Origin of the sequence: Bradyrhizobium elkanii WSM2783, assembly GCF_000472865.1 — a bacterium.
GTDB classification, from domain to species: domain Bacteria; phylum Pseudomonadota; class Alphaproteobacteria; order Rhizobiales; family Xanthobacteraceae; genus Bradyrhizobium; species Bradyrhizobium elkanii_A.
The window spans coordinates 18,414-35,617 of the sequence record NZ_AXAP01000086.1; the positions used below are offsets into that span (position 1 = coordinate 18,414).

Sequence of the window (17,204 nt, forward strand, 5' to 3'; positions counted from 1 at the left end):
AAATGCGAAGACCGTGCAAGTGTTCACGAACATCAAGAACAAGGCGCTGAACACCAGTTCAGAAAGTGTTGTCGTCATGACTCACCCCAGCGCTTCGTTGCGGCTTTTAGGCGTTTGGCGCGGCGCGTTGCAGGAGGCTTTTCGATTTCGATCGTGGCCATCCTTGCTATTCTTCCCTGAAGGCACGGTGGATCTGATCCGAAAGCGGTTTCACAAGATAGGAAAGCGCGGTGCGTTCGCCGGTCTGGATGAAGGCCTCGGCGGGCATTCCCGGAACGAGCTTCCGTTCGCCAATACGAGCGAACTGTTCCGGCGGAACGGCGATCCTGATGACATAGAAGGATGTGCCCGTACGTTGGTCCTGCGTGAGGTCCGCAGCGACACGGCTCACTGTCCCGTCGAGCTCCGGCGTCGTGCGCAGGTTGAAGGCGGTCAGGCGCAGGATTGCATCCTGCCCGAGATGGACGTCGTGGATGTCCTTTGGCGAGATATGCGCCTCCAGCGTCAGGCGGTCTTCGTCGGGAACGATCTCCATCACTGTTTCACGTGGAGCGATGACCCCGCCGACAGTGTGAACCGACAGGTTGTGCACCCAGCCATCCTGGGGCGAGATCATGTCGATGCGCCGCAACTGATCCTCAGCGGCAATCCTGCGTTCGGAAAATTCACCAATCTGCGCCTGCGTATCGCGCAGGTCGCCGGTGACCTCGGTCTTCAAGTCTTGATCGACCTGCAAACTCTGCAATCTTGCTTCGGCGATACTGCCCGCCGCCTGCGCCTGCCCCGCGACGACCTGGCCGCGATAAGCGTCGAGTGTCGCCTTGTCACGTTCCAGTTCATTAAGCCGCTGGACGGACGTGACGCCTTTTGCCAGCAGGTCGCGCAGATCCACCAACTCCCGCTCGCGAACTCGTATTCCATGCTCAAATGCTTCCTGCTGGTCTTTCAGACCGGAAATTTGGTGCTCGTATTCCTTGATACGCTCCCCAAGCTGGGCCTTCTTGCTAATCCGCGTGTCGTGCCGTGACCGAAACAGATTCTGTTCGCTCTGCATCGCGCGCGCCACTTCGCGGTCGTTCGCATGCTCCGTGAGAAGGGGCGGAAACGTGATCGTGTCCTTGTCGTCGCGCTCGGCCTCAAGCCGAGCCTCGCGGGCGGCCAGTTCGTTGAGGCGCTTGCTGACGATGGCCAGGTTTGCACGAACCTGGGTGGCGTCGAGGCGGATCAGCACATCGCCTGCTTTGACCAGCTGACTCTCGCGAACCAACAATTCGCCGACCACACCACCGGTCGGATGTTGGACCATTTTCACATAGGACTCGACGACGAAGGTGCCGTCGGCGACTACGGCGCCAGCCAATTCTGTAGCCGCCGACCATCCGCCGATGCACGCGGTGAATGCAAGCACAGCGAAAACGCCGAAAATGAGGTGGTGCCGGATGGAGCGGACCACGGCGACAGCATCAGCGTTAGACATCGCCTTCCTCTGTTGGGACCGGAGACGTGTCGTCGGGCGCCGCTACGACTCGAAGCGGTCCGAGCGAATGTGTCCCCCTCTGATCAGCGGGTGAGCTTTTCAACCCAGGCTGGACAGAAGTCGGCCTCATCATCCGCGGCAGGATCTCATCGCGCGGGCCGAAAGCTCTTGCGCGACCGTTCTCCATCATCAGAACAAGATCGACAATGCCGAGCACACTCGGCCGGTGTGCGACGACGATTGCTATTCCTTTGCGCGCACGCACGGCGGCGATCGCCTGAATGACAGTGCCCTCTCCTTCGGTGTCGAGATTGGAATTTGGCTCATCGAGAACGACGAGGAACGGATCGCCATAAAGCGCCCGTGCGAGACCAATGCGTTGACGCTGTCCCGCAGAAAGGGCCGATCCCCCCTCGCCGATTGGCGTGTCATATCCGTTGTCGAAACGAAGAATGAGGTCATGGACGCCAGCCGCCTTCGCCGCCTTCACGACATGGTCGGGATCCGCAGAGGGATCGAGACGCGCGATGTTCTCGGCGATTGTCCCGTCGAACAGCTCGACATCCTGCGGCAGGTAGCCGATGTGGCGGCCAAGACTTTCGTTGTCCCATTGCTCGAGCGAGGCGCCGTCAAGGCGCACCGTGCCATGGGCGGGATGCCAGACCCCGACGAGAACGCGGGTCAGGGTCGATTTTCCACTGCCGCTGGGACCGATGATACCGAGCGCGCTGCCGGCGTGAATACCGAAATTGACCTCGACGACCGTTGGTTTTCTATGGCCCGGCGCCACGATGCCGACCCTCTCAGCGGTGAGATTCGCCTTCGGCTTCGGCAGCGGGGTCATGTTTGCTTGAGGTGCGACGAACGACAAGAGATCCCGCAGGCGCGCCCAACTTTGCCGAGCGATCAAAAGGGACCGCCACGTGGCGACCGCGAGATCGACAGGCGCGAGGGCGCGCCCCAAGATGACGGAACTGGCGACCATGACGCCGCCCGTGGCACTTTGTTGAGTGACGAGATACCCACCGACGCCAAGGACCGCCGATTGCAACATGATCCGAAACACGCGCGCGGTGCCGCCGAGCGCGTTGCCAACGTCTCCCGCCCTTCTGTTCGCGGCCAGATACTTCCTGTTGACCGCGATCCATCGGTCTGCACTTCGTTCACCGAGCCCTAATGCACGGATTACCTCCGCATTGCGGCGCGACCCGTCCAGGATCGCGTTGCGTTCCATGCCGTATTTGATCGTCTCCCGGACCGGAGCCGACGACAACTTGTGGGTGAGGATGGTCAGGGCCGTCAGAATGGCGGCCCCCGCCAGCGCGGTGAGGCCGATCCATACGTGGAGGCCGAAGCAGATGGCTAGATAGAGCGGCGCCCATGGCAGATCGAAAAAGGCGGCGGGCCCCTGGCCGGACAGAAAGCTGCGAATGTTGTCGAGGTCGCGCAGGGCCTGGAGACCATCACCCGGTGCGCGTGTCTGCAAAGCAAGCCGCACAACTGCCTCATGGACACGGCGGGAAAGCTCATGATCGAAAAATTCACCGGCGCGCAGCAGCACGCGCGACCGAATGATTTCGAGAAGCAATTGAAAACCATAGGCGATCATCGCCAGCACGGAGAACCCCAGCAGGGTCGGAATGCTGCGGCTTGCCAGCACGCGGTCGTAAACCTGGAGCATGAAAAGCGGTGCGGTCAGGCCGAGGATGTTGATGACCCCGCTGACCAGCGCCAGCGCGACGGCGCCTTGTTTGAAACGGGAAACAGCCGCCGCAGCCAACGGCTGCGGCGGTGTCCGCTTCATTGTTCGTGGCGCTCGTGGTGCCATCAGACGAAGGCGAAGTCGGACGCGGACAGGCTCGAGACGCCGTCGACCGTGACCGTGCTGTGCAGGCTCGCGTTGGTCGGATCGGTGTAGGTGATGGTGTTACCTGCGACGTTCACATGGCTGTCGCTGATGAACTGGCTGTAGTCGGACCAGCCATAGTTCTTGAAATCGATGAGATCGTTGCCCTGAACGAAGTCAGTGATCGTGTCGTTTCCGAAACCGTGGCTGGAATCGTAGAGGCTATGATCCCACTTGAACGTGTCGAAGTCCGAGCTTCCGCCGTTTCCGGAGAGCGCGTCGTTTCCATAGAAGCTGTACAGGTAGTCGTCGCCGGAGGTGCCGTTCTGGGTGGTGCCCGTCTCGCCGAGATAATCGACTAGCCCGGCAAAGGGCTGACCGAACTCGGTTTGGCCATAAACACTGCCGCCATGGGAGAGCACGTAGATTGCCTGATTGAACGTCGTATCCGGGCTCGTGCCGCCGGAGCCGCCGAGTTCGATCGAAAGTTCGGGCGTGGTCAATCCGAAACCAGAACTGCTGCTGCCAGTAAGACCGTGGCCAAAGTCCAGTTCGGTGATGGTGCCGCTGAATCCGCCGGGAGGCGAGTAGGTGAATCCCGAGCCATGCAGGATCACTCCGGAGTCGCCCGAAACCCCGCTATTGCCCGCCGCCCATTCCGAGTAGGGTGAGGAGGTCGGATAGAAAGCACCGTTGTCATTGTAGTTGAAGTCGTTTTCCCAGGCACCGGTAAGATATCCCAAAAGATCGCTGCTGGCCGATGTAAGGTTGATGGTGGAAGTCATCTTTACCTCTTCTCTTGCTCAAACGTTCGTCTTGCTGACGAACCTCGGACCCCACGTCGAGAGGTGGGGAAACTTGGACTCTAGCGATGCAGTCGCCGTCCGGGCCGGCGCGGAATAGGCATCCGCCTCGGACTTGTCGTAACGCGCGTCGATCTCGCGGTGAAAGTGCCGCCCCCCTTGAATTAGAAGCGATAGTTCACGCCGATCTTGATCGCATGAAAATCAAGATCGTTTTCCGCCCTGCGACCGTTCGTCGTCTGGGACGAGCCAGGAACTGTGACTGTCTGGGTGCGATAGAGGCGACATCCGCCGCCGCGGGACGGAGGAAAGTAAACAGCGCAGATTTGGGTCTGTACCGCGTACGGCAGCGTCACGCCGGCGGTCGCATTCGGGAAGAGAAACTCCCTATCTCCGAAATGATCGTAAGAATACTCTCCTCTAAGAGACCAGTTATTGGTCAGCGCATATTCGAATCCCCCGCCGAACGTCCATCCGCTACGTGTCCCTGAGGCCTCTTCGCGAAAGTTGAGTTGAGTGCTAGGCACGCTTCCACTGACGGCCCGATACTGACTGCGAACTTCGCTTTCGTTCAGGAACGTCAGACCGCCCATCGCATAAACAAGCACGCGATCGAAAGCGTAGCCGACGCGGGCGCGCAGCGACGCCGTCCAGTCGAACTGGTAGTCGGTCTTGGCCTGCAGGAAGCTGCCTGTCGTGAGCTTGGGGGCTTCCGTTGCAATGGCGTCCTGCGTCTTCCGGAACTTGGTCCAGGAATAATCTCCCTCGATACCGATCACCACGCGGTTCGAGAACTGATAATTGAACCCGCCCTGCAAGCCTCTCGTCAGATCGCGGAAGCTCAGGTCAGCCGACTCCGTCGCCGGGATAGCTCCGGGCGTTCCATCGCCGGCCGTCGTGACTCCCTTGGTGCGGGCCAGGCCGTAACCGAGGTGGCCGCCGAGATAAAGACCGGTCCAGTCGCTCCCCGGAGCGCCGTCCGAGGCATTTCCGAGTCTCGCGTTAGGAAGATGACGAACGAGAGGCGTCGTTTCGTTCAGCGTCGTCGTGTAGCTGATCCGGGCGGTTCGGCCGGGCGACGGGACGGCGATCGAGGTGAGCGCGCCGAAGTAATATTGGTCCGTTAGATTCTCGATGCTGAAATTGATCGTCGAGTCGTCATCGATCTTGTAGATGCCGAACAGGTCATACACCTGATATGAGGGCCAAGTGAATGTATCGCCGCTGGTTGGCGGCCAGACGCTGCCCGAGCGTGCCGATGAGAACTGGACCCGTCCGCCCAACGTCAGCTTCTGATCGAACAACCGGATGCCGGCCGTCACGCTGCCGGCATAATTCGGCGGGACATAATTCGCAGCGTAATCGTTTTTCAGTGCGCCCGTCGGGCTCGCCAAATCAAACTGTGACGTCGGCGGCGCGCAGCTTCCTGCTGTCTCGCAATATTCAATCTTGGTGTATTTGGTGAAGGCGCCCTCGAGGAAAAACGCGCCCGAGTCATAGTTTCCGGATATTTCGAAGCCGCGGAAGTTGGCGCCGTTGATATTGTACCATACGTATTTATGGTCCGCAGCCGACCCGGTTGATCCACTTCCGGTCTGGTAGCGGACGATATAGTCATCATAGTGATTGTCGAAATAGGCGAGCTTGACGCGAAGCTTGTCGCCGGATTGGAGAACGTTGTTACGCAGGATATTCAGGCCGGCTTCGTAATCCTTGGCGATCTCGGGCTGCAAATCCGGATTATTCCAGAGCAGTCCCTGATAATGCCAGTGCGTTTCACGGAGGCTCGGAGGGCGGTAGCCTTCCTTGTACTGGCCGTAGAACTGGATTCCCTCCATGGGCGATATAACGACAGCGGCATTGGGACTAACACGCCCGCCTGACCGATCAGGAAACTTGGTGAGGTATCCTTCGCCGCTGGAATTGTAATGGTCATAGCGCAGCCCTGCGGAGAGCGTCAGCCAGTCGATCGGCCTGAGGCTTGCGTTGCTGAATGTCCCCGTCATCAGTCGCACGCCCGAAGGGCCGTAGGTTTCCCAGCCCTCCGACCCCGACACCGAACTCGGAAACTGCTCGGCCGTAGCGCGCTCACGCGTGAATTCAACGCCGTTGTCCCAGGTGAGCTGACCGAGCGGCGTGGTGAACACGGAGGTGTTGCCGACATCTCCGCCGAGCGTAGTGTCGCCGTAGGGACCAGGAAGCACGCCATGGCGTTGCGACGCAAGATCGGTCAGCCAGAGGTTGGCCCGCATTTTCACATACGGACTGTCCGACGGCTCATACTTATATTTGGCCGTGTAAGTATCGACACGGGTCTCGGACAGCGGGAATTGTCCGTAGGGTAAAATTCCCGACACTATCGCAGCCTGATAGCTCAGCTCATCAATCTCACCGTAATGGGAGTTGTAGGAGAGATAGCCGAGTTCAAGCGACTGGCCGTCGCCCCACTTCACCTTTCCTTTTGCAAGAAACGAATCCGTGTTTTCGGAGGTGTTGAAGACCTCCTGGCCAGGCTTTACGAGCGAATTGGCATTTGCGGTCGTCGTAACCGCGTTTGCAGGACGGAATATGATTCCATCAGGGACTTTTGTTCCGGCGAAGTAGTTGCCTTGCACGTGCTTGGAATAGGCGACAATGAATTCGTAGTTCTCCTTGATCGCGGCGACGGCCGCACTGCCCGAATATGTGTCGCCGTTGAAAAAGGATGGCCGGCCATTGGCTGCCGTGTTGACAGCATTGTTCGACAGGAAACTTGGCGACTGCTCCGCTACCCCGTTGGTGACGAGGCTGCCTTTGACGCGCGTACCAAATGTCTGGCCGTCCTTGACGATGTCGCCTGCTTCGAGGGTGCGGAAATTGACGTTGCCACCGATGCTCCCAACACCCACTCCGCTGCCCGGTCCCTTGGAAATGTCGACACCGCCGATCAGATCGGGATCGACATAGGTCTCGTCGCGGTTTCCGATATAGCCCCGATAGGAGCTCGTGTTCTGGCGCGTACCGTCAATCGTCGTGCCCACGCGGCCCATGCCTTGCAGGCCCCGGATATTGGGATTGATCGACGTGCCGACATGATTGCCCGCCGAGATTACGCCGGGCGTATCGATGAACACGTCGCCGGCCGACGCCGGCGGCAGGCGATCGAGTTGCTCGCGCGAGACGTGCGAAACCGATCCGGGGGTCTCATAGGGCGTATCTCCGTTCGTCGTAGAACGATTGGCGGTCACATTGATGGGATCGAGAACAAGAGAACCGTCGGCCGCCGGCCGGCCGGCAGCGTCTGATGCGTCGGCTGAGGGTCGCCCGCCAACGACGGCCGTTCCTTGCGAGGTGATGCGGTAGCTCACGCCGGTTCCGCGCAGAAGCCGCTCGAGCGCCTGCTGCGGCGTGAAGCTACCGACAACGGAGTTGGATCGCACACCCTGCGACGCTTCGGAGGGAAATGCGACCTGAAGTCCGGACTGGCGGCCGAACTGGCTGAGCGCGTTCGTCAGCGGCTGAGCCGGAATGTTGAACTGACGCGCCGGAGCGGTCGTATCTTGCGTTTGCACGATCTGAGCGAAAGCAAGGTGCGCGTACAATACCGGCCCGGCAGACAGCGCGCAGACGCCAGCACTCCGGAGCAATCGGATAGTCGCGCGCTTCGACCTACTTTGTGTTACCGATCCAATTCTATTTGTTACGCCCCCAGTATGCATCAACTCGCTCGTCTTCACTTGTCATTGCGCAGCCACTCCGTAGGCATGCACTTCCGACCGCAAAGACGTAGAGCTGCCGCAAGATTCTCACGGTAGCGCTCGTTTTGGAGGAATTATAAGATTTGCGAGCGAACCAATTACAGACGCGACACGATCCGCACGAACGGGGTCAGGGCACGGACTTTGCCGCCGAAGGGCTCGACGAGCCCAGCGAGCGCGCGGTCAGGATCGCGCAGATCGAACAGCCCGCTCACCTTGCGGCCCGCAAGGCTTCTGTCGGGAAGCAAAATCGAGGCCGAGAAATAGCGCTGGATCAATTCGATGGCCGATTCCACGGTGACGTTGGACAGAATGACCTTTCCTTCACGCCAGGATCCGATTTCCTCAAGGGATACCGGCTCGATGCTTACATTACCTGTCATGTGATCGACGACGAACATTTGGCCAGGCTTGAGAACGGCAGATGGTTCGTCCTTCGCGGCGGGCGTGGCTTCGATGGAGCCGCGCAGCAGCGCAACTTTCGTGCTTGTCGATGAGGCCTGGATATTGAAGGCGGTGCCATGCACCTTGATTTCGACGCCCTGCGCATCGACGAGGAACGGCCGCCTGGTATCGGTTGCGACGTCGAAGAAGACCTCTCCTGCCAGCAGCGTAACGCGGCGCTCTGTCGTTCCGATATCGGCCTTGATCGCACTGCCTCCGCCGAGCTCGACGACGGAGCCATCTGCCATCCGAATATGTTCGGTGTGGCCGGCGGCGGTACGATAGTCGGCGTGGATGGCAATGAGGATTGCTGGAGCTGCAATCCACAGCACGCATGCCGCGACAACCGCGGCGACAACAATCTCGATTGGTCGACGATATGATCTGCGCACCGTCCCGGAGCGTGGAGAAAAGCCGGGTGCGGAGGTGTGCGCCACGTGCAATTTCAAGCGCGGATCGACGTCTTCCCAAACCTTCTGATCGTAGGCGGGTTTGACCGCGCCGAGCACGGTCCATGTCTTGTTGGCGCGCTCCCACGCGCGCCGGTTCTGCTCGCAAGCCGCAAGCCAGGCTTTGAATTCATCGAATACTGCGGAGCCCTGGGACGCGTCTTCCAATCGTAGAATCCAGCCTGTCGCCTCCTCGAGCAGCTGATGCTCCGTATCGTGTTTCGCAGCCAACGTTCCAATGTTCCCTGTCGCGGTGCTGTGTCGCCGTCTACCAATGAACAAGACAAAGCCGTCAACCCGAACGAAGTCGCTGGCTTCACATGTTTCTTTACAAGACTATTCGCGGCCGTCCGAGTCCTGTTCGAGCCGAATCGTGACCGTTGCTACGGCCGCTTGGATGAGACGGTAGACCGTCGGAACAGAGACTCCGAGGTGGGCAGCCACCTCTTCGACCGAGTGTCCGCCGAACCTGTGCATTTCCAGCGCAATGCGCTGTTTCTCCGGCAGCCCGGCGATGATGTCCATGGCTCGGCGCTCGTTCTCATAATAAAGAACGGTTTCCTCAGGCGTGGGTGCGGCCTGTGAGCTGGCCCAGACCGGCGCATTGTGGGCGCTTCGCAGATTTTCCAGCCGCTTCCGCCGCAGCACGTCAACGGCCAGATTGTGCACGATACGGAACAGATATGATCGTGGACGGGCGCTCGGCGTTCTCCCGTCACCTGTCGGGATGAATTTGATGAATGCTTCCTGGACCAGGTCCTCGGCGCCCTCGCGAGAGCCGAGCAGGTACGAGGCGTAGTCGATGAGAACGGCGCGATAGGACAGATACAGAGCGAAGCGTGGATCAAGCCCTTCCTTCATCAGAGCCTTCTCCCCCGATCACGCACAATCCTGCCGCGTCCCGGTCCCGGCCTTGCCTCCATTCGCCCTTGGGCCATGACACTGGTCGGGCCCTGCCGGCCAACGCGTTGTATGACTCTTGACCCGGTCATGCGGCCCCTTCGGCCCGCTAACCTCTTGATTGATCAGGGCGCCCACTGCACGCGAAACAGTTAGAAACTCAGAAATTCGTTCGCAACGACAATAATCTATAATGCCTCTAGCTAGGGTTGAACTTGTCCGCCGCAGGCCGGTGGCTGTGTTCCATTCAGAGCTACGGAAAACGGCCGGAAGAGACTGCGCACGCCATGATCAATGGCCGCTGCGTACCGATCGACGGGGATACATGGACGACGATGGTCTTGTCCGCGTCGTATCAGGGGTATGATCGTCTCCAGTTTCGAGAGCATCACTTCAACCGGGGTCGAGAACATGACCGCGCCGCACTGGTGGCGGCGCAGTGCGCAGCCATCAGCAGCCGAGCGAACCCGGTTCTTGCTACGTCTAACGTTGAAAGACCTAGATTTTTGATCCTGTTCTAAACGATTGTGCCTGTTCGTTTCTGGCGTAGCCGGGCTTATTCTACGGTTGGCCCCCCGGGGCTGGATTGATTTGACCGCCGATCTTTCAGTTGGTTGCGGGGACGTGCAACCATCTCAAATTGCTTTTTCAGGCGGTAGCCTGAGCACGCATTGCGTCCCGAACGCAGTGAGCATCTTCTAAGTTGTTGATTTTTCTTGATGCTGCAGGTGCTTCCGTCCCGTTTTGTTCACGGTCGTTTCACCCAATTCATTGCGATTTCGTTGCGCTCAGGGATGAGAACAGTGATGGCTGCGCCAAGGTCGCAGCCAACAGTTCGCCTCGTCGAATAGCCGGTCCAAATCCGGAGGGCGTCGAGAATTGCCCCAAGCGCGAATCCCGGGACTACGTCACCCAGTGCGCCAGGACCATTATGCGCGTCAGCGACAGACCGACCGCGAGCGCGCGGATTGACGCGAAGCCTGCAAGGGCATGGAGGACGCCGCCGCAGACCTGCGCTGATCGGAGCCACGCAGCGCGTTGAGCACTATGAAATCGCCGGGTCTTTCTGCGGCCGATCGCGACCGTGAGCCTGGTCCATGACGAAACCCTCATGCGCTTCATAACGGAGCGGACATGCGCCTTCCATGCTGAGCACCGAAGCGTTTCGCGGTACCGCAACTTCAGTCACTGCATTGCCTTTCCACGCATCACCCGTTTCGGTCTTCGCCTTGCGCTTCGATCTCGGCGTGACACATCGAGACGGCCCGCTTCAGTTCGGCCAGCTGCCCGCGAAGCGCGTCGGCAAGGCGCTGTCTGGCGAAGATCGCGGCTTTCCTCGAACGGGCGAAGAGCTGCATTGGGCATGCAATCCCACGATAATGGTTCGCTCGCAGTCGATGGGTTAAGACTGAAGAAGGTCACGGGGACCCTCAGCTTGCGTTAGTGACCGCATCAGTTCCCCCAGTTCCCTCCTCGGGCCCGCGCCGCTCTCGCGTCCTCCCTCCGCGCTGATCGCCATGAAGCAAGGCGGCGGGCCAGAAGCAAAGCCGGGCGACGGCACGCCCATTCCGACCATCGTCTTCCACGGCGATCGCGACACGACCGTGCATTCGAACAACAGCGGTCGAATTGTCCGGCAATCCATCGGCGAGCCGGGCCGCCAATCGGTGCGGGTCTCCTTCCGATACGGACTCGCATCACGTCGGCTCGATTCTTTCCGTCGGGAACGACCGGCCGATTGGGCCGTTCGACTGCGTGACGGATGCCATTTCCTAGTGAGCCACCAGTGAGCGTACTTCTCGTCGAGGACGACCCTCTGATCCGCGAATTCGTAGTCGAAGCGCTGCGCGAGGCAGGCTATCACGTGATCCACGCGAGCACTGGAGAGGAGGCTCTGGCCTGGTGCGAGCACCACGTCGCGCTGGTCACCGACGTCAGGCTGCCCGGACAAGTCGATGGATGGCAGATCGCGGAACGCTACCGAGAGCAGGATCCGAACCTGCCGGTCATCTACGCAACGGGCTTCTCGCCCACCCCACCACGCCCCGTCCCCGGCAGCCGCATCGTGAAGAAGCCCGTCCATCCGGAGGAGATCGTCCGGACAATCAAGGAGCTCGGCGAGGAAAAGGGGGCACCGCCTGGTTAGCTGCTCTACTCATGGCAAAGCCTTTCTCTTCTTCAAACAGTTCGGTGAGGAGTCGTTGCGATCCTGTACGCCGATCCTGCGCAGGGCATGTTCGTAGGCTCGAGACAGCCGCGCGATCTCTTCAGGCCCGAGAGGTGAGTTTTGAAGTATCCGGTAGATGGCCAATTGTTATTCCCATGCGGGCACCAATCGCTGAAGGAGCATTGCATCGTCGAAGCAAATTTTGGTTTCGCGAACTGCCGCCTTACTTTCGTCCTGCGAGGATGCAGTGAGAGGTAGTTAGCGAAGAGCGCCGCTGACCTGCGGTCGTACTCGCCTGCCTTTCCGGGCGACTGGATCAAGAAACTTCGCTGCGCGCAGAGGAACGATAGCGCGAGCGCCAGGTTTTCCCCGACGCCCCTGCCCCAAGGGGCGAAGCCCGTACTGGCCCGAGCTCATAGCCCCTGCCCTATGCCTACCGCAAATCAAGTCCGGGCATATTGGTGGTGCAGTCCGCCCAGAATCGGGCGACAGAGAATGCGTCCAACTGTCGCGGCGCCGCGTGAAATCGGCGCGTCTTTATGCAACGACAAATGGGTGCGCGTGCCGTTGTAATAGTTCATGTACGAGAGCAGCACGTGACGCAGATGGCGCTCTCCGAACACCACGACATGATCAATGCATTCCGGCGGATTGAACCGATCAGCCGTTCTGCACAAGCGTTTTGCCAAGGTGAGCGAGGAGACGTCGGACGGTCTCGAATCCCGATGGATCGAACCCGGCGCAGGAATATCTTTCCGTAGGCGCCGTCGCGGTCCCGGATCAGGTAACGAGGGATTTGCTCCCAGCCACACGCCTCCGTCAGTTGATTGGCGATCCATTCGGCCGTTGGGTGCGCGGTCACTCCAAGCCACAGGATCTGCCGCCGACCATGGCCCATGATCAGCAATCCATAGAGCAACCGGAACGAGATCGTCGGCACCACGAAAAGGTCCATCGCCGCGATCCCGTCAGCATGGTTGCGAAGGAACGTCTTCCATCCCTGCGAGGGGGGTCCCCTCCTCCGTGCCATGTACTTGGCGACGCTGGTCTGGCCGACATCGATGCCGAGCTTGAGAAGCTCGCCATGGAGTCTCGGTGCTCCCCACAATGGATTGGCGAGGCTCATCTCGCGGATCAGACGGCGAATCTCCAACGATACCGTTGGTCGACCGCAACAGTGGCGCGATTTCCTGCGCCAATACAGCCTAAAACCGGCGCGGTGCCAGCGGATCACGGTATCGGGTCGGACAATTGCAAGTGTATCATACATCTTGGGAAACAGCCGGCAGATACCTCCCAATATCAGCCGGTCAATCGACGCAAATCGAAGTCTCTTGGGATTGCCGCGCCGCAGCACATTGATTTGCTGCCTCAGCACCAAAATCTCCGCCTCGAGCATTGCGCGCGACCGCAGCAGATCGATCACTGTCCCGACGATCAGTTTGCACAAATCAAACATCGAGCAGCAGCATCGCCCGATTCTCGATCAACTGCCAGCGGATTGGATTTGCGGTAGGGACAGCCCTTGTACTTGTCCGCTGGTTTCTCGGTATTCGACAAACGATATGAGGAGGTCATGGACTAGTGAGCGGAGCTCGCGGTCGGCTTACATGGGGGGCGACCCCATCGCTGAGAAAAGCAACATCCAAGCATGCCATCACGAGTAGCAAGTTGGCCTGATTTGGCTGAGGGGCGTTCGCGCAGGGCTGTCGCTCCGGCGATCAGCACGAAATTCGAGGCTCGACACCGACAACGCCGACGGCACTACGATGGTTGCCGCTAGTATGAAATCAGGCGGGATGTGGAGCCCTATATCGACCATCTGTGAAGCGTTGCTTTGGGCCTTACGGCAAGCTCTGCCGATAGAACCCTTCTTTTATAGTGCAAGTTGCGGGAGCTAACCGGCTCGAGTGTTTCGGCAAGGACGGCAAATTTGGCAAACGCTAGCGGCCGCGGACGATTGCGCGGGCCATCAATAGATCGACAACGGCTTGCGCTAGGTGTTCGGGCTTCTGCCCCATGGTCTTGAGATGAATTTCGGGTCTTATTGGCGTTTCGTAGGGCGCATCGACGCCGGTGAAGTTCTTGATCTTGCCGGAGTTCGCCTTTGCATAGAGACCTTTGGGATCGCGCCGCGCGCATTCTTCGATTGGCGTGTCCACAAAAACTTCAATGAACTCATCCTCAGCAACCAGGTTGCGTACCATATCTCGCTCGGACCTGTAGGGCGAGATGAATGAGCAAATCACGATCAAACCGCTATCGGCCATCAACTTGGCGAGTTCGCCCACACGCCGAATATTTTCAACACGGTCGGCCTCGGTGAAGCCGAGGTCCCCATTTAATCCGTGCCGCACGTTGTCGCCGTCCAGCAGCATCGTGTGGCGCGACATTGCGAACAACTTCTGATCGACGACGTTGGCAATTGTCGATTTGCCCGCGCCGGACAGGCCGGTGAACCAGATGATGCAAGGCTTTTGATCCTTGAGCGCCGCCCGCTCTCTCTTACCCACTGAAATCGGTTGCCACGCGATATTGCTAGCCCGCCGTAGCGGAAACGCGATCATGCCGGCGCCGACCGTGCGGTGGGTGTAACGGTCGATGAGGATGAATGAACCGGTCTTGCGATTGACCTCGTAAGCATCGAAAGCCGTGGGCGTTGCGGTCGCAAGATTGCAGAATCCGATCTCGTTGAGGCTAAGCGTCTTGGCTGCCAGGTGCTCACGTGTGTTGACGTCGATCCGATACTTGATTGTAGTAATACGACCGGCGGCCACAGTCTGTGTTCCAATGCGAAGGATGTAGTTGCGTCCAGCAACGAGCGGGTCATTGTCCATCCAGATCAGATGAGCGGCGAATTGATCGGCGACCTCCGGCCGCTCAGCCGGACGAGCGAGAAGATCGCCACGGCTGATATCAATCTCATCTTCGACGACAATGGTGACGGCATCGCCGGCCTCAGCGCGAGGAAGATCGCCGTCCTGGGTGACGATGCGCTTGACGCGTGTAGTCCGTCCAGACGCAGCGACAACGATCTCATCTCCTGCCGAGATGCTCGCGGAAGCCACCGTCCCGGCATAGCCGCGGAAGTCCAGGTTGGGCCGATTCACGCACTGGACTGGAAAGCGGAAAGCCTGGCTTCCAGTGTCGGACTGGATATCGATGCTCTCCAAATGATCGAGCAGGCAAGGCCCCTGGTACCACTGGGTCTTGCCGGAGCGGTTGATGACGTTGTCGCCGTACCGGGCGGAGATCGGGATCGGAACGATCGACGTGAAGCCAAGACCGGCAGCAAAGGCCACATACTCACCGACGATCCGGTCAAAACTCTCCTTCTTGTAGTTGACGAGGTCGATTTTGTTCACTGCCAGGACGACATGACGAATACCGAGCAGCGAACAGATGAAGGAGTGACGCTTGGTCTGGACCAGCACACCCTTGCGGGCATCGATCAGGATGATGGCGAGCTGGGCGTTCGAGGCGCCGGTTGCCATATTACGCGTGTACTGCTCGTGGCCGGGCGTGTCGGCCACCATGAACGAGCGGCGCCGGGTGGTAAAGAAGCGGTAAGCCACGTCAATCGTGATGCCCTGCTCCCGTTCGGCCTCAAGCCCGTCGACTACCAGCGCAAAGTCGATTTCATTGCCGTTGGTGCCGTGCTTGGCGCTGTCGCGTGCCAGCGCCATCAGCTGATCCTCGTAAATCATCTTGGTGTCATGCAGCAGCCGGCCGATCAGCGTCGACTTGCCGTCGTCGACCGAACCGCAGGTGATGAATCGCAGTTGGTCCTTCGTTCCGGCCTGGACCAGCTCGGCTGTCGCTTTGGAAGCCATCAGAAGTAACCTTCCCGCTTCTTCTTCTCCATCGAAGCGGCTTCATCGGTATCGATCAAGCGTCCCTGGCGCTCAGATACCCTCGCGGTCTGCATTTCCGCGACGATGTCCTCGATCGTGGTCGCGTCGGAGGCGATAGCCCCGCTCAAGGGATAGCATCCCAGCGTGCGGAAACGTATCATCCGCATCTCCGGCCTCTCGTTCGACTGAAGCGGTAATCGCTTGTCGTCGACCATGATCATTGCGCCGCTCCGCCGGACGACGGGCCTTTGCTTTGCGAAATAGAGCGGGACGACCGGGATCTTCTCGAGCATGATGTATTCCCAGACGTCGAGCTCAGTCCAGTTCGACATTGCGAACACACGCATGGTTTCGCCCTGGCGGATTCGGGTGTTGAAGAGATTCCAGAGCTCCGGTCGCTGGTTGCGTGGGTCCCACACGTGTCCGGCCGAACGGAAGGAGAATATCCGTTCTTTTGCGCGGCTCTTTTCCTCGTCACGTCGTGCTCCACCAAACGCGGCATCGAACTGATAGAGATCAAGCGCTTGCTTTAAGCCATCGGTCTTCATCACCTGCGTATGAAGAGCCGAGCCGGAATCGATCGGGTTGATCCCGCGCTCGATGCCTTCCTTGTTCACGTGGACGATCAAGTCGACGCCGAGGCGCTTGGCTGTCTCATCGCGGAAGGTGATCATCTCGCGAAACTTCCAGCCCGTGTCGACGTGAAGCAGGGGGAACGGCAACTTTGCCGGATAGAACGCCTTGATGGCGACGTGCAGCATGACGCTCGAGTCTTTTCCGATCGAATAGAGCATGACCGGCCTTTTGAACTCGGCGACAACCTCACGCATGATTTCGATCGATTCAGCTTCGAGGCGATGCAGATGTTTAGGCAGCACGTGGTTCTTCTTTGATGCAGGATGTCTGTCGTTAGCTGGCGTTTTGACGCAGCGAATTGCGCCCCAAGGCGACAAAGCCATCGTTGCGGAACTCGGGCTTGCCATAGCGCATGTCCTGTCCATCCGGTCCAACAACCTGGCCAGCCGCGAGCAGGACCGCATGCCGGGCATGCCGTATCCCGCGTCGTGCCAGCCCAGGTGTAGACACCCGCCTCGCCTTGCGCAATCAAACAGAGGTTTAGTGACGATCCCGGGGTTCCTTAAACCCCACCTCGTTCTAGATCGCACCATCGCTGCCCGGGCAGGGCTAAAGGGAGCGCATTTGGCAATCACCACTTATCTGGTCGACCGTGAAGAACCCGGATTTCAGCTTGGGAGGAGCTGAAGTCGGCGGATGAGCTGGACGAGGATTTGGCGCAGCAAAAGCTCGAGCCAGCGGATGAGGCGACGGAAGTTGTAGCCGGCGGCGGCGAGGACGGCATTGGTGGCGTCGCCCTGGCGGTGCCAGAGATAGTTTCGGCCCATTCGGTGCTCGGATTTGAGGTGGCCGATCACCGGCTCCACGGCGGAGCGCCGGCGCAGCTCGCGCTTGATCTTTGGCGTCACCCGCCGCTTCTGGCCTGAGATGAACACCCTGAACTTGTAATCG

General features: G+C 59.5%; 11 protein-coding genes and 2 pseudogenes. 2 read left to right on the forward strand and 11 right to left on the reverse strand.

Annotation, left to right across the window (positions count from 1 at the left end; genetic code table 11):
- Window positions 1-166 precede the first annotated feature (166 nt).
- The 7 genes and pseudogenes from YY7_RS0140725 to YY7_RS0140755 form a co-directional block, all read right to left on the reverse strand.
- Entirely contained in the window at window positions 167-1,477 is a 1,311-nt protein-coding gene (locus tag YY7_RS0140725; RefSeq protein WP_028168185.1) for an HlyD family type I secretion periplasmic adaptor subunit, read from the reverse strand.
- The gene (locus YY7_RS54465) at window positions 1,470-3,281 is read right to left on the reverse strand and encodes a type I secretion system permease/ATPase (protein WP_063623437.1); all 1,812 of its coding nucleotides are present in this window, start codon (window positions 3,279-3,281) and stop codon (window positions 1,470-1,472) included. The genes YY7_RS0140725 and YY7_RS54465 overlap by 8 nt, the downstream gene beginning before the upstream one ends.
- 23 nt (window positions 3,282-3,304) lie before the next feature.
- Window positions 3,305-4,108, reverse strand: coding sequence for a hypothetical protein (locus YY7_RS54470; protein WP_051397185.1), 804 nt, complete (start codon window positions 4,106-4,108; stop codon window positions 3,305-3,307).
- Window positions 4,109-4,290: 182 nt separating this feature from the next.
- Entirely contained in the window at window positions 4,291-7,677 is a 3,387-nt protein-coding gene (locus tag YY7_RS0140745) for a TonB-dependent receptor domain-containing protein (RefSeq protein ID WP_196237408.1), read from the reverse strand.
- Window positions 7,678-7,961: 284 nt separating this feature from the next.
- Complete coding sequence (locus YY7_RS54475) at window positions 7,962-8,816, reverse strand: FecR family protein (RefSeq protein ID WP_245287585.1); 855 nt, start codon at window positions 8,814-8,816, stop codon at window positions 7,962-7,964.
- A 24-nt stretch (window positions 8,817-8,840) separates the two neighbouring features.
- Window positions 8,841-9,038: pseudogene (locus YY7_RS65315) on the reverse strand (FecR/PupR family sigma factor regulator); the annotation flags it as partial.
- A gap of 54 nt (window positions 9,039-9,092) precedes the next feature.
- Entirely contained in the window at window positions 9,093-9,617 is a 525-nt protein-coding gene (locus YY7_RS0140755; protein ID WP_028168187.1) for an RNA polymerase sigma factor, read from the reverse strand.
- Window positions 9,618-10,801: 1,184 nt separating this feature from the next.
- Between YY7_RS0140755 and YY7_RS61100 the strand changes: the two genes are divergently transcribed.
- Together YY7_RS61100 and YY7_RS0140775 are read left to right on the forward strand one after the other, a co-directional pair.
- Window positions 10,802-11,062: a hypothetical protein gene (locus tag YY7_RS61100; protein WP_130232013.1), complete on the forward strand. Its 261-nt coding sequence runs from the start codon at window positions 10,802-10,804 to the stop codon at window positions 11,060-11,062.
- A gap of 380 nt (window positions 11,063-11,442) precedes the next feature.
- Complete coding sequence (locus YY7_RS0140775; protein WP_028168190.1) at window positions 11,443-11,802, forward strand: response regulator transcription factor; 360 nt, start codon at window positions 11,443-11,445, stop codon at window positions 11,800-11,802.
- 598 nt (window positions 11,803-12,400) lie between these two features.
- On the opposite strand, the gene YY7_RS62670 is transcribed toward YY7_RS0140775, so the two are convergent.
- From YY7_RS62670 to YY7_RS0140800, 4 genes and pseudogenes are all read right to left on the reverse strand, one after another.
- Window positions 12,401-13,273, reverse strand: a complete 873-nt coding sequence (locus YY7_RS62670; protein WP_210164734.1) for a hypothetical protein — start codon at window positions 13,271-13,273, stop codon at window positions 12,401-12,403.
- Window positions 13,274-13,766: 493 nt separating this feature from the next.
- The gene (cysN, locus tag YY7_RS0140785) at window positions 13,767-15,656 is read right to left on the reverse strand and encodes a sulfate adenylyltransferase subunit CysN (RefSeq protein WP_028168191.1); all 1,890 of its coding nucleotides are present in this window, start codon (window positions 15,654-15,656) and stop codon (window positions 13,767-13,769) included.
- Window positions 15,656-16,555 carry a sulfate adenylyltransferase subunit CysD gene (gene cysD, locus YY7_RS0140790; RefSeq protein ID WP_028168192.1) on the reverse strand — a complete coding sequence of 300 codons (900 nt, stop codon included), beginning with the start codon at window positions 16,553-16,555 and terminating at the stop codon, window positions 15,656-15,658. The genes cysN and cysD overlap by 1 nt, the downstream gene beginning before the upstream one ends.
- Window positions 16,556-16,921: 366 nt before the next feature.
- Window positions 16,922-17,204: pseudogene (locus YY7_RS0140800) on the reverse strand (IS5/IS1182 family transposase); the annotation flags it as partial.

Bases quoted from the DNA above. Each gene is read 5' to 3' on its own strand.
- YY7_RS0140725 (WP_028168185.1), bottom strand. From the start codon at position 1,477: ATGTCTAACGCTGATGCTGTCGCCGTGGTCCGCTCCATCCGGCACCAC.
- YY7_RS54465 (WP_063623437.1), bottom strand. From the start codon at position 3,281: ATGAAGCGGACACCGCCGCAGCCGTTGGCTGCGGCGGCTGTTTCCCGT.
- YY7_RS54470 (WP_051397185.1), bottom strand. From the start codon at position 4,108: ATGACTTCCACCATCAACCTTACATCGGCCAGCAGCGATCTTTTGGGA.
- YY7_RS0140755 (WP_028168187.1), bottom strand. From the start codon at position 9,617: ATGAAGGAAGGGCTTGATCCACGCTTCGCTCTGTATCTGTCCTATCGC.
- YY7_RS61100 (WP_130232013.1), top strand. From the start codon at position 10,802: ATGCTGAGCACCGAAGCGTTTCGCGGTACCGCAACTTCAGTCACTGCA.
- cysN (WP_028168191.1), bottom strand. From the start codon at position 15,656: ATGGCTTCCAAAGCGACAGCCGAGCTGGTCCAGGCCGGAACGAAGGAC.